The following is a 23,016-nucleotide window of genomic DNA, read 5'->3' on the forward strand; positions in this document are numbered from 1 at the left end:
GCGGGATTTCAGATGCCTCCCAGCACGGTGGCACGCCCTACCCGTCCAATCCCCAGTATATAGGCGGCGACGCGCAGAGACACTTTTTTATCAGTGGCAATCTTCCAGACCAGTTTAAAACTGTCATTCATAATACGGTCTAACTCAGAGCGAACGCGGGATTTTTCCCAGCTGAAATGCTGCCGATTCTGAACCCATTCAAAGTAACTGACCGTAACGCCCCCGGCGTTTGCCAGAATATCGGGTACCACGATGATCCCGTTTTTCTCGAATATTTCGTCGGCTTCGGGGACAGTCGGATTGTTGGCCGCCTCAATAATGCATCTCGCTTTAACTTCTTTGGCAATGTCTTTGGTCAAGACTCCCCCTAAAGCGGCAGGAATCAATACAGTCACGTTCGATGTGAGCAGTTCCTCGTTCGACAGGGCTTCCGTTTCCGGAAACCCTTTGACGGCTCCCGTATCCTTAGTGTATTCGATCAGCTTGGGAATATTAATCCCATTCGCATTGTAAATTCCACCACTGGCATCAGAAACAGCTACGATTTTCGCTCCAAACTCATCCAGGAAATGCGCCGTATAGCTGCCCACATTCCCGAATCCCTGGATCGCAACCGTGACTCCCGTCATGTCAATTTTCATATGCTCCAATGTATCGCGGGTGATCATCGCCACCCCTCGACCGGTTGCCTCTTCCCGCCCGTCAGCGCCGTGCAGTTCCAGCGGTTTACCGGTGACACACGCCGGATTGAAGCCCCGGTACTTTTCATACTGATTCATAATCCATGCCATCACCTGGGCATTGGTCCCCATATCGGGTGCCGGAATATCTTTCAAAGGCCCGATCACGTCATAAATCTTATCGATGAATTTACGGGTCACCCGTTCCAGTTCTCCTTGGGACAGCTGACTCGTATCTACGGAAATCCCCCCCTTGGCTCCACCATAAGGAATATTTACCAGAGCCGTTTTCCAGGTCATCAACGTGGCCAGCGCCAGTACTTCATCTCCGTTGACTTCGGGGTGAAAACGCAGCCCCCCTTTCATCGGTCCCCGCGAACTGTCATGTTGCACTCGATAGCCGATGTAGGTTGCAATCTCACCGTTATCCCGTTCGATGGCGACTTCCACTTTGACTTCGCGCTCCGGGGTTCGCAGAAGATCCTGCATATTTTTTGATAAACCGACCTGGCGTGAAGCCTGGTCAAAATAACGACATGCGGTTTCGTAAGAACTCATTACATCCTGTCCTGTCTCTACGTGAGCGATATCTGAAAAAACCAGAAAACTGACTGGTAGGAAGCGTAGTCATCTGAAATCAAAATTCCAGAGGATTCGTTCCTGATTTTCAATTCATTGTGAAAGCGTAGTGCGTGGTCAAAAGATTAAGATTTCTTCATACATCAAAGAATAGGCCACGTTTTGACTTAAAGTCTTTGAAAATCAGGGAATCCACACTTCCCAACCGAAATCAGAGTTTTCCCTCAGATTTGAACTCCGCGAAAGATTCCTGCTTGAATTAAAGGTCACTGCAAATACTGTTTCGTTGCTACTTCATTGCTACTAAAAATTTATACATCCCTCATAACCCGGCATGAGAACCGGATTTCTTCTTTATCGTAGGGGAACCAGTGCCTGTCGATCTGCCGGTGGTTCCGACTGTGAAGGTACTTCGCGCGACCAGATGCCGGGAATCTCTTTGAGAATATACAGAGCCAGTTCACGGGCATATAGCGCATGCCCTTCCCGCGAAAACTGGGGCACATTCTGTAGATAGTATCGATCCGGGTTCTGGATAGCCTGAAAAGTCGGTGAGGTATCACAGAAAGAAAGATTGATCTGTCGGGAATAAGTCTCCAGCAGTTCAAAAGGAAAACGGCTGCCATACGCCACTCCTTCACGAACTCCCAGTTGAACCCTGGCATGTTTTCCATTCATGGCTGACTCAGAGACCTGCCAGGGCTTGGGATAAGATGCCATGATAAATCGCGAGTAGGTCCCTTGTGCAATCTGTTGAATGTTTTGAATCGGTTCCAGAGTCTGCCGGACATAAACTGACCAGTCAGGCGGGTGATCTTCCAGCCACAGATATTTTCCCTGGGGTGTATCAATATCGCGATCCAGTCCTGCAGGTTGATTTTCCACCCAGTAATCGCCCAGCCAGCGGAGTGAGTACCGATAGACAAAGAACTGACTCTCCAGCCGCTCCGGTTCATGCATCTTTTCAAACAGGGGATGCATTGCACACAACGGAACTCCGGCATCACTGATCTGCGTGTAGCGCCGCAACGCGTGGTCGTCGGCAACATCGGACATGTCAAAATGAAATAGTATCAGGTCAGGCTGCAGACCCAGCAAGGAATGTCTTAAATGCAGATACGACATCAGGGGACTGGAGTCAGGCACGCCGGCATTAATCACTTCCACCTTCAGTTCGGTCTGCTTCTGCAACAGCATTTCCAGGCGCGAGCAGAAGGTATCCTCGTCTGCCATCTCCGCCGCCAGCACCGTCTCTCCGCCCAGGCAGAGAATCCGGAAAACCCCCGCCGGCTTGGGGACAGCCGGTTCAGCCCCCCTGAGCCCCATACTGTTGATCGAAAACTGAATCGTTTCCCCCGTATCAGGATGTTTGCGGGAGACCTGCTGCATAGGTCGGATGCGGTGATAGTTCACATCAGAGGGGATCAGAAAGCCCTCGGCATCATAACTGCTGACCGAATCCTGATCTCGATATTCGGCAACGCGCAGCGCGACCTCGCTCCCCACCGCTAACAGGATGAGAGTGATCAGAGCAAGCGTAATATGCTTAAGCCAGCGCAGAGGTGAGCGAATGATCTTCAATTATCAGAAACCGATGTTAAGATTTTAAGCTGGTTCTACTTAACGAATGCGTTGTCCCCTGTCATCAATCAGGGAATCAACTCTGGAAATGCGACTGTTCTTCTGGATAAATACGAAGTGACTTAAGAAAAGCCAATTGCAGCTATTTATCGACAAATCAGCGGGGATTCTAATTTTGATCAGCAATTACAGCAATATGAGTCTGTATCACCACGTGGACTGATCTCAGAAGTTCAGTCTCAGCCGCATTGAAAAAACTCTTGTGAAAGCCTAACTTGCATCATTCGAAACAGGATGCTGTCAATCGAGTGTCTCATTTATTCTCAGCCGGTGATCCATTCTTATGAGTAACAATTCCCTGGAGACTGCTATTAAAGTCAATCCTAAAAAAGCCTTACAGCTCGTCACCGAGCTTATGGCGATCCCCGGCAAAAGTGGCGAAGAGGGACTGATCGCCGCGGAAATTAAAAGCCGCCTGCTCAATGCAGGGCTCTCCGAAACAATGATCCAGTTCGATACTGCCCATAAAAAAAGTCCCATCGGCGGGCAGACGGGAAATATGATCGTCAAGTTACCCGGCACCATGCGGGGACCACGACGTCTGCTGATGGCCCACATGGATACCGTGCCCCTGTGTGTCGGTGCAGAACCGGTCAAAAAAGGGGATCTGATTCATTCCAGAAGCGATCTGACTGCACTTGGCGCGGATGACCGGGCGGGCTGCAGTGTCATCCTCAACGCACTGCTTACGATCCTTGAACAGAAACTCCCCCATCCGCCACTTACCTTCTGCTGGATGGTTCAGGAAGAAATCGGCCTGGTCGGCGTTCGCCTGCTGACGGCCAGCAAACTGAGAAAACCCAGGATGTGCTTCAACTGGGATGGTAAAATGTCGGATATGCTCTGCATCGGAGCAACCGGTGATTCCGGCATGCTGATCCAGATTCAAGGCATCGCCAGTCACGCCGGTGCTCATCCAGAATGTGGTGTCAGTGCCGCCGTGATCGCATCCCGCGCCATCGATGACCTCTACAGCAATGGCTGGCACGGGCTGGTGATCAAAGGGAAGAACACGGGGTCCAGTAATGTCGGCGTCATTGCGGGGGGCGCAGCAACCAATGTGGTCATGCCCGAACTGACCATCAAAGCGGAAGCCCGCAGCCACAACCCCCGCTTTCGACAGAAAATACTGGATGAATACAAAAAGGCATTCCTGAAAGCGGCTAAATCAGTGAAAAACAGCCTGGGACAACAGGGCAGCGTAACTTTCGAATCCTATTTGAAATACGAATCCTTCCGCCTGCCCGAAGAGGAACCCGCGGTACAGACAGCGCGACTTGCCATTGAAAAACAGGGGGGACAGCCGGAACTGACCATCGCCAACGGCGGTCTGGATGCCAACTGGATGACCGCGCATGGTTACCCTGCAGTCACACTGGGATGTGGCCAACAGGACATTCACACTACCAGCGAAACCCTGATGATTGATGAATATCTCAAGGCCTGTCAGATTGGACTGCTACTGGCCACGGCGACAGAGTCCGCCTGAAAATACTCACTCGAATTACACGAAACAACAGTCAAAGATCCTGATTGAATGAGCGACCCATCCCTGCCCTTCAAAGATATGTGGAGTCACCTGCAGACGCTGGTCAATCGCCAGTTGGAAGAGGCCCTCGATCACTCAGCTGACTGCCCGCCGATTCTCAAACAGGCAATGTCTTACAGCCTCTCCGCAGGCGGAAAACGATTGCGGCCGATTCTGGTACTACTCAGCTGTGAAGCCTGCGGTGGTGATCTGAAAACCGCTTTCCCGGCTGCCTGTGCCATCGAAATGGTCCATACCTACTCCCTCATCCATGATGATCTGCCGGCCATGGACGACGATGCACTACGTCGCGGATTACCCACCAGTCACATCAAATTTGGCGAAGCAAATGCAATCCTCGCCGGCGATGCCCTGTTAACGCGTGCTTTTGAACTGCTGGCAAACGAGATTGATATAAAGTCCTGTGCAGCAGCATGTTGTGCCGACCTGGCGAATGCCGCCGGCGCTGTGGGAATGGTCGGCGGACAGGTCGCTGATCTGGAATCAGAGCATCTCGACAATCCCACACTCGAAATTCTGGAAGCCATTCATAAACGTAAGACAGGTCGCCTGATCTGCAGTGCACTCACCATGGGAGCCCGCATCGGCGGAGCAGATTCGGAAACACTGAAAAGCCTGGAAAGATACGGCACCTGCATAGGTTTGGCATTTCAAATAACCGATGACCTCCTTGATTTAACCGGTGATGAAGAAAAAATGGGAAAAGGCGTGCGAAAAGACGCCGAACACGGTAAATTAACCTACCCATCCCTGATTGGCGTTGAAGAAAGTCGACGACGCTCTCAAAATTTAATTGAAGAAGCGTGCCTCTCGATCGCCCCACTTGGGAGCCACGGCCAACGATTGGAAGAACTGGCCCACTTTATATTAGAACGAGACCACTGATGAACATCGAAATTCTACCACGGATCAAGTCGCCACTTGATATGCAAACTTTATCCGGGACTGAACTCGAAACGCTGGCTGCCGAAATTCGTGAAGTTTTGTGTACCGTGGTGGAGGACCGCTCGGCACATTTCGCGAGTAATCTGGGAGTGGTAGAACTCTGCATCGCCCTGCATATGTCCTACGACTTCTCCCGGGATCGACTCATCTGGGATACCGGGCATCAGATTTACCCACACAAATTACTGACGGGACGCTACTCCGAAATTTCGACCATCCGCCGCAAAGGCGGCCTGATGGGCTACCCCAATCCGGAAGAGAGTGACTACGACCTGTTCATGACGGGGCACGCAGGCGCCAGCGTCTCCACGGTCCTCGGGCTCAAAGCCGGCGACGATTTGCTGGGAGAATCAAACCGTAAGTCAGTCGCAGTCATCGGTGATGGAGCGCTCCCCTCAGGCGTCGTTTTTGAAGCCATGAATAACGCTGCGGGCATGGACCAGGATGTACTCGTCATTCTCAACGATAACAAAATGGGAATCTGTCCCCGCGTGGGCGGGCTGGCCAGGTATCTCGATAAAGCACGCGTGGCTCCCTTTTATAATGGCCTGAAGCGCGACGTCTCCTGGCTCCTGAATAAACTCCCCGTGGTAGGCGAGTCCATGGAAAATACCCTGGGCAGTTTCAAAGAAGCAGTCAAAGGTTTCCTGCATGGAGGCATGCTGTTTGAAGAGATGGGCTTCCGCTATATCGGCCCCGTGGATGGCCATGATATTGAATCGTTGACCGGTTATCTGAAGATGATCAAAAACATCAAAGGTCCGGTCCTGCTGCATGTATTAACAGAAAAAGGACACGGTTTTGAACCGGCGACCAATGATCCTGTTTCATTTCACGCCCCTGCTCCCTTCCAGAGAAACGAAGAAAACGAAATCGTGCCTGTGGAAAAGCCGGGCAGCAGTTCTCCCAAAGCTTTTACCGATGTCGTCAGCAGTTCCATTTTCCAGGCAATGACCGACAACGAACGGGTCGTCGTGCTCACTGCAGCGATGTGCGCGGGAAATAAGCTTGGAAAAGTACGTGACGGCTTTCCCGATCGCTTCTTTGATACCGGGATCTGTGAAGCCCATGCCGTCGCCTTTGCAGGCGGGATGGCCAAAGCAGGTCTGCGGCCCATTGTCGATATCTACAGTACTTTTCTGCAGCGAAGCTTCGACCACATTTTCCAGGAAGTCGCGTTGCAGAACCTGCCCGTTACGTTCTGCATGGACCGCGCCGGAATCGCCGGAGAAGATGGTCCTACCCATCATGGTGCCTTCGATAATGCCTACATGCGGTGCTTTCCGAACATCGTCAACATGTCTCCCGGCGATGCACTGGATGTCGAACCCATGCTCGAATTTTCACTGCAGCACGATGGACCGACGGCCATCCGCTACCCCAAAGCAGCCGCGGATTCGGTCGAACGTCAAGTCGCCCCGGTGGAACTGGGCAAATCCGAAGTTTATATCTGGGGCAAAGACGGCATGCTTATCGCATTTGGATCGCTGTTCACCAGTTGTATTCAGGCTGCGGAAAAACTGCGTGAAGAAGGACTCGATGTGGGTGTCATCAACGCCCGCTTCTCCAAGCCACTCGATACGGAGGTCATCCATCAGGCCCTGCAGGAATCGGGCTTTGTGATTACCATTGAAGAAGGTACACTTTGTGGCGGTTTCGGTTCTGCCGTACTCGAGTCGGCAAATGATGCGGGATTAAACACCAGTCACCTCAAACGACTTGGGATCCCGGATCGGTTCATCGAACATGGAAACCGCAAGGAATTACTGGCTGACCTGGGACTGGACGTTGCTGGAATCACCGCAACGGCCCGTGAACTGGCACAGCAGACCAAAGTGGCAATCAACGATTAGTTACGTCTCGCATTCTCCAATCTGTATGGACGCTTGATTTACGGAGTCTTCCGCATGTTTTCACTGAGTTCTGTTTCTGATGTACGGATTCCCGGTTTTCTCTGCCTGGCGCTGGTCAGCCTTGTTCTGTCAGCGTCTGCGACACCCCCCGCTCTCGCGGAAACTTATGAATTCAGAGAACCCGTTCAGGACGCGCGTACTTTCAACGTGAATTCCACCGTCCGGGTCAAGGGACAGTTGGAAACGGCGATCAAAACCGGACAGGCCCGCTCGCTGGCACTCGACGTCGATGGAAAATTTCAATACCTCGAACGACGACTGCCCGGAACCGGACGCGATGCAGAAGCATTTCGCTCACTCCGTTATTATGAAGCAGCCACAGCCACCATTGACGTTCAAGGCCAGAAAACCTATGCCCGCGGCAGTGACAAGCATCGACTCATCGTCGCCGAAGGCACACTGGAAGGCCTCTCCCTGCATGCCCCCCACAGCCATCTCCAGCCCTCCGAAGTGGAACTGCTTAACTCGCCCGGAGACAGTCTGCCAGTCCTGGCATTGTTACCCCAGTCGGATGTTGAAGTGGGAGAAGTCTGGACTCCGGACCGCTGGGTTCTGCAGTCACTGACCGGACTGGAAGCGGTCCTGAAATCCGAATTAACCTGCCAACTGGATTCCGTGGAAGATCAACTGGCCACGATCAGTTTCAAAGGCAGTATTGAAGGCGCGACCGTTGGTGCGCAAACTGAGATTACAGTCAAAGGCAAACTGCAGTTCCGCCTCGATCACAACTACATCAGCCAACTGGAACTGCAGCAGACGGAAAAACGCTCGGTCGGATCTATCAGCCCGGGGATGAAAGTGACCGCGGACGTCAACTGGACGCGTTCCATTGCGAAGGCCCCCGGCCCGTTAACTGATGAAATCCTGGCATCCATTCCATTGGAGACCAGCCCGGAAGCAAAATACCTGAGCTTTGAACCTCCCTGGGACATCCGGTTATTACTGCCTCGTGACTGGTATGTCTTCCATCAGACAGGGCAGGTCGCCGTCTTACGTCTGCTCGATAAAGGCAGCCTGGTCTCACAGGCCAATATCTCAAAAATCCCGACCATGAAAGCGGGAGAACACACCACTGAAGAGCAGTTCCAGCAGGATATCCGCACTTCGCTGGGAGACAAACTTGTCGAGATTCTCAAAGCAGAAAACCTCTCGACAGATGATGGACGCTTCATCCACCGCGTCACGGTTGCCGGGAAAGCAAACGACATCCCTGTTCAATGGATTTATTATCTGTGCGCTGCCCCCTCCGGCAGACAGATCTCGTTTGTCTTCACCGTAGACGAGAAACTGGTCAAGGAACTGGATAATCGTGACACGGATATCGTGCTGAGCCTGGAATTTCTCGAACCCAAACCAGCGCCCGTCCAGGCAACTCCCCTGGATGGTAACAAGCGTAAATAGCCGAGCAGGTTCTCTGCTGACAGAACTTGAGATGCAGCCGGGCCGGATCCCATCGGGATTATAATCCTCACGACCATTGCAATCGGTCACAGAGTTTCGGGATAGATCAGGGATTGCCCTGCACTTCACCACGAAATGCGCACTAAACTTCAGTCACCTGCTTGCAGTTTCCTGATTTTTCCAGGTAACCCATTTCAGATCAGTCGCATTTCAAACAATTTCCTTCCCGGACAGGAAGAGAATTATGACGCCAGTTCTATCAACATCATTATCAACTCTGCCCACTGAAATAATCATCTGTTTCGGTGTGGGATTGATGATTGCGGTCTTACTCGGCTTTACTGCCGGCTATTTCCTCGGCAAGAGTGCGCCGGCGCGTAACTTCCGCCGTGCCCGGAAACATCTTCAGAACTGTTATCAGCACGTCAGAGAAACACTCGATACTGCCTGCACTGCCTGCTCCCTGCTCGAAAAATTTCCAGGCACCATCCTGACCAGTGAGCAGACGCGGGAACTGAACTCCAAACGTACCAGCCTGCTGTCACTGATCAATCGACTGGTGGAACGAAAAAGTGCAGAACAGGACGCGCCCCCGCCCCTCACAAAACAGGAAAAAAAGAAACAGCAGGAGTTTCCGGCGTTACAGTGGGCATTCCAGCCGGAACACTCACATCTCAAGCTGCCTGATTCTTCTGCTTTCGAAGCCAATCTGGAAATGATGCTGCTGACAGGAACTGCAACGCAAAACAACAGCGGACTGTTACTCGTGCAGATGAATCAACACGACCAGCTCAAAGAACGCTTCGGGATCATGGCCCCTGTCAAGTTTATGAAAACCTTTTCCCGCCTGATCATGCACAATGTACGGGATGAAGATGTCATCTGTCTCTGGAAGTCAGACACGCTGGCGATTCTCTTGCCTGGCGTTGATGTCGATGCCGGCCAGAACTGTGCAGAAACGATTCGGGAAGCGATTCGTCATCATCATTTCCGCCTGGAAAGCAACAGCCCGGAAGTAGTCGTGACTGCGAGTCTTGCTTATCTCAACTGTGTACCCGGCGATTCTGCCGAGCTGGTTCTGGAGCGTGGCTTACATGCATTGATGCAATCCCAGAAACAGGGACGCAATCAGTTAATCATTCAGGACAGCCACTCCTACGAACACAAACAGGCGATTTGAACCGAATCTGCAGCCGGGCTTTACTCTAGAGCGCATCACATTTAACCATAACATCTCTCAATCTATTATACTCGATTCAAATGCCCCTGGAGACGCTACAGTAAAACTGGACACAGTCTAAGGCATACCGGAGTCGGATCGTTCCACTGGCATTTCACTGATCCACTGCCCGATCAGATCGACTGCTTCCTGATGCACGACCCGATTTCCAATATTAGGCATCCTTGCTGCCAGATCACTGGACTGCAGACGATGCATCAGGATCGACTTCTCAGGGGCACCGGGAACAATGTCATAACTGTGACCTCCCGATCCTCTGCCTGCTGCCACCGGATTTTTCCAGACGCCCCACCGGGCCGGATCCTGTTGCGAAAAACGCAAGTCCAGCCCCGTCGTGCGGGCATTCCCGCCCGGGCTGTGACAGTGGGCACAGTTGACAGCCAGATAGGCACGGGCCCGTTGATCGACCGTACCGGAATGAGGATCAGAAAAATCGGGGAGCTTGCTGATCTTGTTCAAGCCGGGAGTTCCCTGCAACAGACCTTTACGCGTCAGGTAGGCTAACTGATTTTCTTCCCCGTCTGCATAGTGATTCATACGATTCAAATTCGCAGCGGCAGGACCAATGGGCACGTACTTGTCATGCTGGCTGTGGCAACTGATGCATTGATTCGCATTGGGCACCAGATGCCGCGTCGATCGCTTCTGACCATCAGAGTGAATCCAGGAAACATCAATTTCCCCGCCTCCCAGGCTGAGCGCGGCATCGGTCTGTTCTTCATTCCAGATGTAGGAATATCCATACCAGCCGGATTCTTTCAGAAACTCCACGCGAGTTTCCAGCAGTCGCTCACCAGCAGCAGGATTACGCTGATCCTTCAGATAAGAAAACGTTTTGACTAACATGCTGCCTGTCGGAAACTCCAGCACACCGGATTCCTGAAATCGGATTTTTTCTCCCTGCGGCAGACGTACGAAACGATGCTTGGTGGTGTAATCGGTAAACAGCGTTGTCAGCAGATCGTAGGGGATCACGTCATCGGTAGGCTCCTGTGTCGCTCCCGTTCCCTGGAACAAACCGAGTTCCGACAGTTTACCCGGGGCATCATAATAGACCTGTAATGACCGGTTTTTATTCGGCTCCGGTTGTCCATGAGGCTGGAGTTCCACCGGCTTCAGCGCTGGCAGCCTTCCGGTAAAAGACGACATATCAGCCTCGGGCCTGTATTTTCCGGTCGCAATATTTGCTGGTGTCAGATTTCCGAAATCGATATTCAGAAATCGGATGTCTCCGTTATCAGCCAATCGCAGGCTCTTTTCAGCTGGCATCTTTCCATCGACCAGCTTGCGAGTATCAATCACGCCATCGTAAACAATCTCGGGTAACGTGGTGCCTGTCATTGATTTCAAAAGCAGCCCCAGTTCCCCGTCGGGATCCTGGCCTCCCCCCTGTATCTGATTGTCGTGAATGAAAATGCCTTCCGGATAGGGATCATAGTCTGGGTCCTTCATCTTTTTACCAAAGATCAGAAAACTGACGACAGACACATTGAACGAACGATTATCCCTGATGAGATTCTCAAAGATTTCCACTTCGTCCGTGGCCATCACCAGAATCCCGGTTCCGGCAGGGACAGAGGCTACCATATTTCCTTCGGGCGCAAAGTTCGCGAGGTTATTTTTGAAAATCCGATTTTGAAACAGCCTGACATGCCTCCCATTTTTCAGAGGCAGTCCGGGCAGATCAAAGACCAGCAACCCGCCGGTATTTCCCGTCACAACGTTCCCATACACGTCGGCATTGACGGTATTTTCGATTTCAATACCGGCAACATTCGCTTCCGCGCGGCTGTTGCGGACAATGACATCAGTCGACTGCCCGACATAAATGCCCGCATCCGCAGCACCAATGGCGACACAGTTTTCGATCAATACGTTTTTGCATTGCACCGGATACAATCCGTAAGCACCATTCGTCGTTTTCGGCCCGTCGGTCCACTCGGTACGGACACCGCGAAAGGTGACATTCTCTGCTCCTAATACTTTGATGGCATTGTGACTGGTATCTTCAACGGCAAAATTTTCCAGAACCAGGTTATCTCCACTGGCAAGCAGTCCGAAACTGCCATCTGTCTGGTTCTTGAAAGAGAGCACCGTTTTTTCATGCCCCTGCCCGCGTATGGTGACATTATCGGTCACCAGGTTTAAGCCAGACTGCAATTCATAGTGCCCTGCTTTAAGAATCAACACATCACCGGGAACCGCCTGAATCAGGCGCGACTGAAATTCAAACTGAAAGTCTGGCCCGGGTGAAAAAGTATACGTGGATGCTTCCAGCTTGAGTGGCTGTTTTTTCTCGGCTCCTGTCACATCAGCAGCACTCAGCAAACCACTTCCCAGGACCAGCAGCGACAGGATCATCGCCCGGCAACATGTCATCCGTTGATTAAGCACCATATCAAAGATACCTGTTTAGAAATGAGTTGAGATGAATTTGTTATTTTAACGCAACCGTTAATCCGGTGCGCAACAGATTGCCCAGTGAGGGTTTCGTATACAGGTCCAACAGACGCCAGCCGACAGCTTCCGGATTGGGATGTGATGGAAACCAGACTGGTTTGGGGAACAGGGTTAATGGACCGTAGAGCACAGTTTTCTCCACGTCAGTCAGGAAGTAAGTATTATGCACATTTCCAATCCCACTGACGACATCCTGCAATGTCGCTCCCGGTGCCCCTCCCCAGGGAGTCGTCATGAACGCGTAATTCAAAGCCGGCCAGTGATTAATCCCCACGGCTCCGTAGTTCAACTTTCCAATACAACGCTCCAGGATCGCGTGATCTGATTTGCGAAACGCATCGGGAACCGTAATCGTGGCACACAAAGTCCCCCACACATCCTGATTCACAAATTCAACCGCCCGCTCCAGAAAATCTGAGACTGATTCCGCCCTCAATGCAGTTTCCGCGCAGACACAGACGAATGATTCTTCCTGAAACAGATGAGGTGACTGCGCCGGATCGGCATCGCGAATCAGTCTCCAGGGTAAATACTCTCTGTCATCAGGTTCAGCGCCGGCAAAACGTTGCCAGCGTTCGGGCGCGCCCGGATAATAAGCGTAGCGTCGAGGAATCTGTTGCAACTTCTGTTCGATCATCGTCAGAAATCGATCCCGGTCCGGCCAGTTGGCGGAAGTCACAATGACCTTGGTCGCCAGGCAGTTGAAGGAAGCATTATTCACGATGGAAGCCGCAATGTTTTCCGCCTGAAACTGTAACTGTTTTTCGGAGTAGTGACCGGGAACAATAATCCACGGAGAAACATTGCCCAGTTCACTCGTCACCGGGATCTCCCGGAGAGGCTGGTTACTTTCTATTCTCGCACGACGTTCTTCCGGATCACTGCCCCAGACAATCGCATCATGGGTTTGAGTCGAGCCCGTAATATGAAGCCGTTCGACCGCGGGATGCGCAACCAGGTAAGCGCCAACCTCTGCTTTACCGTTGACAATCCTCAGCAGCCCGGCATCAATCAGCGGGGCAAAGGACCGCTCGAACACCGGCTTGAGGTATGCATTCACCGGATTCATTTTCAGCAGTACCCGTTCGCCATCCTGCAGAATTTTCGTCAGCACATCAGTCGCGGGGATCGCTGAAACATTGCCTGCTCCCAGCACCAGTGTCAGGGGTAAAGCAGAGTTTTCCGAACTTTCCAGGCGAGTCAGATCAAACAGGTTTGCTGTAGTCGTTCCCGGTTTCAGCCAGGCTTCCGCCGTCAATCCATAAAACACCAGAGCATCATAAATCCCCGACGTCGGAAACACGGGTACCCGAATCTGCTCTCCCGCTTTTAACTCAGGTTTTCCCGGTAATCGCGGCTTACCGTCGTCTTTAACGGCTTTCAGACTGAGCAACAACACCTGCAGAAACCGGGCCACTGAGACCGGGCCGGCTAACACTTCTTCTGCGCAGGCAGCGTCCTCCCGCGGGATCTGTTTCGCCTGGCACGCCAGATCAACCCAGTCTCTGGCGGCCTGGGATAGACAGCGCAGACACTGCTCGGTCAATTCAATCCGGCGGGCCACTGACAGTCCCACCTCTGACTGGCTGGACTCTGTCAGTTCTTCCAGCGCCTGGTCGATTTCAGACAGGTTCAAACCCTTCACACTTTGTCGATGCAGAGTCACTTCCCCCTCAGTTTCTAAACCGCACTCAAGTTCGAGTCGTCAGTAAAGGCTTGTTTATGGAGCCTCTACCACTTCCCCACCCTGGATGGTAGAGAGAGCCTGATAGGTTCCCAGGTCAACATTCTCACTGATGAAATGGACTGACCCATCTGCATAGAGAAAGTGGGCTCCCCCCACATGTTGACTGCGGAAATTGCTGGTGGCATCTGCCCCGGTTCCAAACGTGCAGTCTGTGAAGTTGGCCAGATCGATCAGTGTTTCAGTGGTAAATTTCTTGTTGATGCGGTCGGAAGTACTTCCGAACACACTCGCACGAGGCCCCATGAACAGGCCTGCCTTGAAATCGGATGGGGGAGGCTGCGCGATCATCCAGCCTTGACTTGCTTCGACCGGCGTCGCAGGCCCGGTGGTGCAGCCCTGACCTTCACATAATTTGAATTGAGGTCCGGTCGCTGCTTCACCCATGGCAATCGTGTTACTGGAACCATCCATGATGTCTGACATGCGTGCGCCGCGGTTGAGGTCAAACATCCCTTTCACCGCACTGGAATGATTGCTGGAACTGCACCAGGCGACATTCGATCCCCGACACATGATATAGGTGGTGATTCCATAAGTTCCGCCGGCGGGAACGACACTGGCAAGAGCAGGCTCATTGATCGGATTCGCGCCCACATTGGAAGGGCAGGCAAAAATGGGCAGCACCGTCCGCGCGACTGCGGGAGCCTGTTGTTCCCAGGGCTTGACGGAATCATAAAGATTCGAGAGGTTCGCCTGATCAAAATAAGGCAACATCATCACAATCCCGCTCGCAAAAAAATCACCCCCACCTGATGAACCAGTGCGGAGACTGGCTCCCAGGGGAAACATGCGGTGGGCTTCGTGGTAATTGTGCATCGCCAGTCCGAACTGCTTCAGATTGTTTTTGCACTGCGTTCGACGGGCTGCCTCACGGGCCTGCTGGACGGCAGGCAGCAGCAACGCAATCAGAATAGCAATGATTGCAATTACGACTAACAATTCAATGAGTGTGAATCCTCTCCTCAGAGGCTTACGACGTTGCATAGCGCTTCTCCTCGCATTTCCAGATGATTGATGAAAGGTCTTAATCGAAAATATCAGAATTCTGGTAAGCCGCTTGGAAACGGACCACTCAGTGAAAAGACGCGAACACACACTCCGAAAGCGATCCCTTTTTGAAATCCTGAAGACCCAGACAGAATTCCACCCTAACCAGACTGTCGAACGGGTGAATTCACGACTTCAAAATCATCACGCAAAGGGAAACTTCACAACTCATAATTATCTATTCTCAAAGGAAAAACCTCCTGGCTCTTTAAATTGTGAGCCGGATTCAGTGTTTTTCTTCGAAAAAAAGAATAGATAACCGGTAACGTTACCGTTACTATTTATCTCGATGTTAAACCCGCCGCTTTTCGATTTCAACAAAAATCTGAAAAATTACTGGTTCATTACGATGACAGGGAACTCGCCCCCGGAATTGCCCTTCTTCCCTTCCACAAGTGCTCCAGCTATACTTCAGATTCCTTTCCACATACGGAGCCAGCATGAGTTCGACTGAAGTCGGGAAAATCCCCCCCAAAAAGGAAACCAGTTCACACGACGCCATCCTCAAAGCTGCCATCGCAGAGTTTGCTGAACGGGGTGTGGAGGGAGCCCGGATCGAAGCGATCGCCAGGCAGGCGAAATTCAATAAATCCCTGATTTACCGCTATTTCAACGACAAACAGGGACTGTTCGAAGCGGCCCTGAAAAGCAAACTCGAAGAACGAAACGAAAGCGTTGAGAAAATTCCTCGAGAACTCTCCGAGGTCCTGCAGTTCTATTTCAAGGAAAACCTGCGTGATCAGAATTATGTGCGTGTCCTGCTCAACGAAGCGCAACAGAATCAGGGAGAACCGCTGATCGATGAAGCATGGCGCAGAGAGTACTACCAGAACCACATCGAACGCCTGAAGCTATCACAGTCTGAAGGAGCCATTTCTGAAGAGCTTGATCCTGACTGCCTGATGCTGATCTTTACCGCGCTGGTCTTTTTCCCCGCCACTCTGCCTCAAATGGCACAACTCATATCCGGCCATAAAGTCGACTCTGATGAATTTCAGACTCACTGGAATGCCTGCCTGCAGACCATCACCAGACTGCTGCAGCCTCGATAGCCCGCTTCCGCTATCCAATCGCAAACAGCGGAACGTAAGCACTTGAATAAATTCACCTTACGAACATCTTACTGGCAATAATATTTCTCCTCGGAAGCAAGGCTCTGAATTCCCCAGGCTCGGATTGGAATCAAGATCCGCACATTACCGAATTCCTGTAAATAAAGACCAACACTGCTCCTTCCGCCGACGTATTAAATCCTACTGGACCCCGAAAGGACTGAAATTGTCTTTCTCATCGTATTTTTCTGTTTAAAACGATCACTGGCAGACAGTTGTAAAAAGATGGTCCAGGAAATGTCACCTTGTTCTGTTTTCTCTGATCCTATAATATCAAACGGCTGACATTCGTGAGGCTCTGCTCGACTGCAGATCTCACTAACGGTTTTTCTATATCACTTCAAATCCAAGTAACGGACGAAACTTATGAAGTTAAATCCTCCCTCAAAAGCGGCCTCTGCTCTCAGTCTTTGTATGGTTTTCCTGTTGGGAACCGCTATTTTTGCGCAGCAGGCTACTGTTTCTGATTCAGCCAGTGATTCGACCACAGCCAAACGGGTCTGTGCGATGGTCAGCCGCTTTCATATCAGTGGCAAACCCATCAATGATGAAATTTCTCAAAAACTGATGAAGCGTTTCATCAAACAACTCGATCCGCAAAAACTGTATTTTTATAAATCAGATATTGAGGGTTTCGACAAGGACAAAACTCAGCTGGACGACAAACTGGCTGTGGGTGATGTCAACTTCGCTTATGAGTCATTTGATCTTTACCTGAAGCGACTTGAGGAACGGATGGAATATGCTCAGCAGCTGGTTGATGTCGATCATGACTTTAATATTGATGAATCGATTGTCGTCGATGCCAAAGAACAGGACTTTGCCAAAGATCAGTCAGAGATGAATGAACGCTGGAGAAAGCGTGTCAAATACGATCTGCTGAATCTGATCCTCGAAGATACCAAGCTCGAAGAAGCACGCGAACAGTTACACAAACGCTATCGCAACAATCTGCGAACCATGGCACAGACTGATAAGTCTGAAAAACTGGAAATGTACCTGAGCTCTCTGACTCACTGCTTTGACCCTCACTCCAGCTATATGTCTCCCCAGACCCTGGAAGACTTCCGTATCAGCATGGAACTCAGCCTGGACGGCATCGGTGCCGCCCTGCGGTCTGAAGATGGTTTCACTGTCGTTGCCGAAATCGTACCCGGCGGTGCAGCTGATGCCGACGGACGCCTGAAACCCGGTGATAAAATCGTCGCCGTCGCTCAGGAAGATGGCGAATTTGTTGATGTCGTGGAAATGAAACTCAGCAAAGTCGTCCGCTACATTCGCGGCAAACGCGGCACCATCGTCCAGTTGCGGGTCAAGAAAGAAAAGAACAATGCCGTTGAAACTTACGAACTGACTCGGAAAAAAATCGAGTTGAGCACTTCGGAAGTCAAAGGCAAGATTATTGAAACCGGAGAAAGACTTCCCGGCAAAACCGGTCGCATCGGCGTGATCAGTATCCCCTCTTTCTACCGCGATTTCCGCGGTGCTCAGCGGGGTGATGAAAACTTCAAAAGTACCGCCCGTGATGTTCGCAAAGTACTGAATGACTTCCGGGACCAGGGTGGCGTCGATGGTGTCGTTGTCGACCTGCGATTCAACGGTGGTGGTGCACTCAGCGAAGCCATCGAAGTCTCCGGCCTGTTTGTCGATGAAGGCCCGGTTGTGCAGGTCAAACAGATGGACGGCGAACGGAAAGTCCACAGCGATGTCGAACCTGGTGCTGTCTATACGGGACCGCTGGTTGTTGTCTGTAACCGGCTCTCCGCATCCGCTTCAGAAATTTTTGCTGGTGTGATTAAAGACTACAAACGCGGTATCATTATCGGTGACACCACGACACACGGTAAAGGCACCGTGCAGAATGTCATGCCTGTGAGCAACCAAATGTTCACCTTCCTGCGAGACCAGGACCTGGGTGCACTGAAACTGACGATCAACCAGTTCTATCGCGTTAACGGTGACAGTACCCAGAACCGGGGCGTTCGCTCTGACATTGTACTGCCTTCACTGATTGACAATATGGATCTGGGCGAATCCTTCCTGGATGATGCCATGGAGTTTGATCAGACAGAGGTTGCCCAGTTCGCTCCTGTCGGCCTGGTCAGTCCCCAGATTCTGGATCAGCTGAAACAGTCCAGCGCAAAGCGGATTGTCGCTGACAAGGAGTTCAAGGAAACCCAGGCAGAGATCGACAAATACCTGGAGAAGAAAAACCAGAAAACCATTTCTTTGAATGAGACTGTTCGACGCAAAGAACTGTCCACTGACAAAGACAAAGAAGATAAGAAAAAGGAAGAAGAAGAAAAAGCAAAGAAAGAAGCAGCTGACAAAGAGATATTCAAAAAGGATCACTACAACGACGAAATCCTGAATATCACTGTCGATTACATGAACGTACTCAAAAACATGAATACCGTTCAACGTTAATCCTGCTTCAACCTTAAACAGAATTCCCCCTGACTCCGGTCTCTGACTTCAGAGACCGGAGTTTTTTATTTCGATCTCTGCCTGACATCTCTATTTTACTGTCGGAACATTCACTTCATCCGATAATGACTGCCTGGAACCGGAGTCGCGGGATCGCTTATAATGAAATCAGATTCCTGTACCCGTGGTTCAGTTTCAGGTTCCGATATGCCAGGCTCAGAAGTTCTTCCCCGCTATAATCCACAACAGACTTACGAGTGGAATTACGAGCACGCCCCCGAACCCGTTCACCAGGAAATTCCCGCTGTCCCGGGCTCATGGTCATTTTGCGGACTGCCGGTCCCCTCTCCCCTGGGGATTCCCGCTGGTCCCTTATTAAACGGGAAATGGGTCCTGTATTATGCCAGCCTGGGCTTTGATGTGCTGACCTACAAAACCGTTCGTTCCGCTTCCCGCGTCTGTTATCCCCTGCCCAATCTGCAACCGGTGCAGACCTCCTCACTGAAAGGAACTGAATCCGAGGTGTCACTGTCCGCAGAAATGCAGGGCAGCTGGGCGGTCTCCTTTGGAATGCCATCCGCGGATCCCGATGTCTGGCGCCGTGATGTGGAACAGACCCGCAGGCAACTGCCGGAGGAGAAGCTGCTTTCTGTCTCTGTCGTAGGCAGCCTGCAGCCTGACTGGTCACTTGAAGATCTGGCGGATGATTACGCGCGCTGTGCAAAGTGGGCCATCGAGAGTGGTGCCGACTGCATCGAAACCAATTTTTCCTGTCCGAATGTCTGCACACGAGATGGACAGCTCTACCAGCAGCCTGCAGCGGCGGCCCTGGTTGCCAGCCGTGTCAAAGCAGTCACAGGTACGATTCCGTATCTGATCAAAATCGGCCACCTGTCGGCCCGAGCGGACGCCCGGGAATTTCTCCAGGCGGTGCTGCCGTTTGCTTCCGGAATTGTCATGACCAACAGTGTGGCCACAACCGTTGTGAATCAGCAGGGAACTCCTCTTTTCTCAGGAGAACAGCGCGGGATTTGTGGCGCAGCGACAAAACAGGTTTCCCTGGACCAGTTGCGTCTGTTTGCAGAGCTGATCTCAGAACTCCCCGCCGGACGACCTCGCCCGGATCTGGTTTCCTGTGGCGGAATCAGTACTGCCGACGATGCGCAGGCGTTTCTGGCCGCCGGTGCCAATGCCACCCATCTGGCGACGGCAGCCATGTGCGATCCTCTCATCGCCTGTCAGATTCGCAAAGCGCTGGCCGCCGCTTCCTGATCTCTCCACTGAGAACCTGGCTGACCCATCAAATCCTGCTTGCGCCAGCGTTTTTTCTGAATCGCCCCGTTTGTCGCTCGACCAGCAACCACGGGTACCGTAAGATGAGGTCATGAATGCCATTGTTGTCAAAAACCTGGAAAAAACCTACAAAGTCTACCAGAAAAATGAGGGAGTGTTCGCCTCAATCAAGGGATTGTGGCGGCGCGACTATAAAACGGTTCACGCTGTATCCGATGTCAGTTTTACGATTGAACAAGGGGAAATCGTCGCCTTTCTGGGTCCCAATGGTGCCGGGAAAACGACCACCCTCAAGCTGCTTTCCGGTCTGATCTTCCCCTCTGCGGGAGAAGCCACGGTGCTGGGACATGTACCCTGGAAGCGGGAAAATGAATATCGCCGCCGGTTTTCCCTGGTAATGGGACAGAAAAACCAGCTGTGGTGGGATCTGCCCGCCCAGGAATCGTTTCGGCTGCACAAAGAGATCTACCGCATTGATCCACAGCAGTATGAACGCCGCATTGATGAGCTGACCAGCCTGCTCGAAGTCCGCCACCTGATCGGACAACCGGTACGGGAACTCTCGCTGGGAGAACGGATGCGGATGGAACTGATTGCCGCCCTGCTGCATAAACCGGACGTATTACTCCTGGATGAACCCACGATCGGTCTGGACGTGGTTTCGCAGCGCCGCGTGCAGGAGTTCCTGAAATACTATCAGATCGAACAGAAAACGACCGTTGTTCTGACCAGTCACTACATGAAAGATGTGGAGGCCCTCTGCAAACGCGCCGTCATCATCAATCAGGGGCAGATTAAACATGATGGCCCCCTCAGTGATATCCTCGATCGATTCAGTAATTATAAAATCATGGATGTACAATTTGATGGTGACGATATGCCCCGCGACTTTTCCCAATGGGGGGAAGTCATCGAGAATGAAGCACCGCGTGTGAAGCTGAAAGTTCCCCGTAACAAAATACCGGAAATTCTCTCAAATCTCCTTTCCAAATATCGCATCCTGGATGTGGGTGTGCAGGAAAGGCCTTTGGAAGAGGTGATCGCAGAAGTATTCACCGAGCAGAAAAATGATGCCCGGCGTCTGCAGGACGAACAGAACGTCCTGCAGTCTGCCTCTGATTGAAACCATCCTCTCCCGATCTGAATTTCTCTCCCGTTGATAACAGACCTATGATTGCCAGCCTGCGAACTCACTGGATTATCCTCAAGACCTCGGTCGAGGAACGCCTCGTTTATCGAGGAGACTTTGTCTTCGCCACATTCGTCAGATTCCTCCCCATCGTCACCCAGATTTTTCTCTGGGGTGCGATCTATGGCATCCATTCCACGAAACCCGTCGCTTCCATCAAAGGCTACAACTACCAGGAAATGGTCGCCTATTACCTCCTGGTCATGGTCGGTCGCGCGTTCTCCAGCATGCCCGGACTGGCCAATGGCATCGCTAATGATGTACGGGATGGAACGATTAAAAAATATCTGATTCAGCCGATCGACATGCTGGGTTATCTGTTCTGGGCCCGCATGGCGCATAAACTGGTCTATTACATGGTTGCGACCGGCCCGTTCATACTTCTCTTCTATCTCTGCCGCGATTACTTCACCGGCTGGCCGGATGCCTTTACCATCGGTGCCTGGGTGTTATCGCTGTTGATGGCATTTCTCGTCGGTTTTTTAATCGAGTCCCTGATCGGCCTGATCGCGTTCTGGTTCCTCGAAGTCAGTTCGCTGATCTTCATCTACATGATGCTGAACTATTTCCTCTCCGGACATATGATCCCCCTCGACCTGTTTCCGGAACCCTTAAGCAGCTGGATGCAGATGCTGCCATTCAAGTACCTCGCCTACTTCCCGGGAACCGTCATTCTGGGGAAATATACCCATCAGGAACTGATTTTCGAATTGTCTATTGAGGTCGTCTGGATCATTGTCCTGTTTTCTCTAAATCGCATCGCCTTTCAGCGGGGCATCCGTCGCTATAGCGCTTTCGGTGGATAAATCCCTGAATACAGGGATTTTCTGCCTTCACATACTCTTCATATCAGCCCGTTGAGGACTGATCTCTCTGTGGGAACTGTCAACTTTCCGGTTTTCTCCCTTAGACGAACTCCAGACGTTCTGCTAAAATCTATTCATAAGGGTTCAGGGCACTTTCTTCACAAGTCTCTATTTGTGTTACGAGAGGCTCCTCCTCCCACTGGATGACGAACTTAATTTCGTCTGTTCGTGTCCAGTCGTTATACCCGCCTGCTGCCTCACTTACGAATATCAAGATGATGAGCAAGCCCGTTCCCGCCGGTCAGGGTTTCGATTTTCAATAGTGCTGGTCGAAACCGGCGGTTACCAGAGATTTCTGGGCCTGAATGCGTCAATATGTCCTAACTAAAATAAATCAAATGTCAATTACCCCTATTATCCCCGGTGACGAAGAGGAACCTATCTACAATCGGCTGTTCTGGTTGTGCTACCTGGCGAATGTCATGCTGGTCACCGCGAACGCCATCACTTTCCGCTTCGCAGATCTGGTTACCTATCTGGGTGGAACCGAAGAACTGGTCGGCGATATTGTCAGCTGTGGCCTCTTCGTTGCTCTGATTGCCCGTTTCTTTCTTGGACAGGGCATCGATCGTTATGGAGTGAGGCTTCTCTGGGCTCTCTCTGCGGTAATCTTTGTCGTGGGTGCCGGTGGCATGACGCTCTGCCGATCCCTGGGCTGGGAAATATTTGCGTTACGCATGTGCTTTGCCACGGGGATCGCTGGTATGTTTACCTGCTCTGTGGTTCACATCCAGCAGAAAGTTCCTCACCACCGTCGAACCGAGGTGATTGGCAGTCTTGGCAGCAGTGGATTTGTAGGCATGATTCTGGGGACACAAACCAGTGACTGGATGCTCCATTCGTTTGCGCCAGGCAATGCACAGTTTTATGCCCTGTTCGGAATCCCCGCGTTTCTGGGGCTTTGTTATTTTGCGATCGTCATGTATG

16 protein-coding genes are annotated in these 23,016 nt (G+C 51.6%); 11 read left to right on the forward strand and 5 right to left on the reverse strand.

What is annotated here, in order from left to right; genetic code table 11:
* Positions 1-8: 8 nt before the first annotated feature.
* Positions 9-1,238 carry a Glu/Leu/Phe/Val dehydrogenase dimerization domain-containing protein gene (locus AACZ40_RS11395; protein WP_291180169.1) on the reverse strand — a complete coding sequence of 410 codons (1,230 nt, stop codon included), beginning with the start codon at positions 1,236-1,238 and terminating at the stop codon, positions 9-11.
* Positions 1,239-1,613: 375 nt separating this feature from the next.
* A complete protein-coding gene (locus AACZ40_RS11400) occupies positions 1,614-2,840 on the reverse strand; it encodes a hypothetical protein (RefSeq protein WP_291180166.1) in 1,227 nt (408 codons plus the stop codon).
* 343 nt (positions 2,841-3,183) lie between these two features.
* Between AACZ40_RS11400 and AACZ40_RS11405 the strand changes: the two genes are divergently transcribed.
* From AACZ40_RS11405 to AACZ40_RS11425, 5 genes are all read left to right on the forward strand, one after another.
* A complete protein-coding gene (locus AACZ40_RS11405; RefSeq protein ID WP_291180164.1) occupies positions 3,184-4,389 on the forward strand; it encodes a M20/M25/M40 family metallo-hydrolase in 1,206 nt (401 codons plus the stop codon).
* A gap of 48 nt (positions 4,390-4,437) precedes the next feature.
* Positions 4,438-5,334, forward strand: coding sequence for a polyprenyl synthetase family protein (locus tag AACZ40_RS11410; RefSeq protein WP_291180161.1), 897 nt, complete (start codon positions 4,438-4,440; stop codon positions 5,332-5,334).
* A complete protein-coding gene (gene dxs / locus AACZ40_RS11415; protein WP_291180159.1) occupies positions 5,334-7,247 on the forward strand; it encodes a 1-deoxy-D-xylulose-5-phosphate synthase in 1,914 nt (637 codons plus the stop codon). The genes AACZ40_RS11410 and dxs overlap by 1 nt, the downstream gene beginning before the upstream one ends.
* Positions 7,248-7,301: 54 nt before the next feature.
* Positions 7,302-8,708: a hypothetical protein gene (locus AACZ40_RS11420; protein WP_291180156.1), complete on the forward strand. Its 1,407-nt coding sequence runs from the start codon at positions 7,302-7,304 to the stop codon at positions 8,706-8,708.
* A 244-nt stretch (positions 8,709-8,952) separates the two neighbouring features.
* Positions 8,953-9,888, forward strand: coding sequence for a diguanylate cyclase (locus AACZ40_RS11425; RefSeq protein WP_291180153.1), 936 nt, complete (start codon positions 8,953-8,955; stop codon positions 9,886-9,888).
* Between the two features lie 117 nt (positions 9,889-10,005).
* Here AACZ40_RS11425 and AACZ40_RS11430 read toward each other — a convergent pair whose 3' ends face one another.
* From AACZ40_RS11430 to AACZ40_RS11440, 3 genes are read right to left on the reverse strand one after another with little or no spacing between them, the layout of a single operon-like run.
* Positions 10,006-12,345, reverse strand: a complete 2,340-nt coding sequence (locus AACZ40_RS11430; RefSeq protein ID WP_291180150.1) for a parallel beta-helix domain-containing protein — start codon at positions 12,343-12,345, stop codon at positions 10,006-10,008.
* A gap of 40 nt (positions 12,346-12,385) precedes the next feature.
* Entirely contained in the window at positions 12,386-14,074 is a 1,689-nt protein-coding gene (locus AACZ40_RS11435; RefSeq protein WP_291180147.1) for an aldehyde dehydrogenase family protein, read from the reverse strand.
* A 54-nt stretch (positions 14,075-14,128) separates the two neighbouring features.
* Positions 14,129-15,139: a DUF1559 domain-containing protein gene (locus AACZ40_RS11440; protein ID WP_291180144.1), complete on the reverse strand. Its 1,011-nt coding sequence runs from the start codon at positions 15,137-15,139 to the stop codon at positions 14,129-14,131.
* Between the two features lie 503 nt (positions 15,140-15,642).
* Here AACZ40_RS11440 and AACZ40_RS11445 point away from each other — a divergent pair.
* The 6 genes from AACZ40_RS11445 to AACZ40_RS11470 all read left to right on the forward strand — a co-directional run.
* The gene (locus AACZ40_RS11445) at positions 15,643-16,254 is read left to right on the forward strand and encodes a TetR/AcrR family transcriptional regulator (RefSeq protein ID WP_291180141.1); all 612 of its coding nucleotides are present in this window, start codon (positions 15,643-15,645) and stop codon (positions 16,252-16,254) included.
* Positions 16,255-16,680: 426 nt separating this feature from the next.
* Positions 16,681-18,741 (forward strand): carboxy terminal-processing peptidase, encoded by a 2,061-nt coding sequence (locus AACZ40_RS11450; RefSeq protein ID WP_291180138.1) that lies wholly within the window; start codon positions 16,681-16,683, stop codon positions 18,739-18,741.
* A 207-nt stretch (positions 18,742-18,948) separates the two neighbouring features.
* The gene (locus tag AACZ40_RS11455) at positions 18,949-20,013 is read left to right on the forward strand and encodes a hypothetical protein (protein ID WP_291180135.1); all 1,065 of its coding nucleotides are present in this window, start codon (positions 18,949-18,951) and stop codon (positions 20,011-20,013) included.
* A gap of 112 nt (positions 20,014-20,125) precedes the next feature.
* Positions 20,126-21,157 carry an ABC transporter ATP-binding protein gene (locus AACZ40_RS11460; protein WP_291180132.1) on the forward strand — a complete coding sequence of 344 codons (1,032 nt, stop codon included), beginning with the start codon at positions 20,126-20,128 and terminating at the stop codon, positions 21,155-21,157.
* Complete coding sequence (locus AACZ40_RS11465; RefSeq protein ID WP_291180129.1) at positions 21,154-22,029, forward strand: ABC-2 family transporter protein; 876 nt, start codon at positions 21,154-21,156, stop codon at positions 22,027-22,029. The genes AACZ40_RS11460 and AACZ40_RS11465 overlap by 4 nt, the downstream gene beginning before the upstream one ends.
* A gap of 398 nt (positions 22,030-22,427) precedes the next feature.
* Positions 22,428-23,016 (forward strand): MFS transporter (locus AACZ40_RS11470; protein WP_339674469.1); only part of this gene is annotated, 589 nt, incomplete at its 3' end.

The sequence above is a fragment of the uncultured Gimesia sp. genome, from assembly GCF_963972345.1.
Lineage (GTDB): Bacteria > Planctomycetota > Planctomycetia > Planctomycetales > Planctomycetaceae > Gimesia.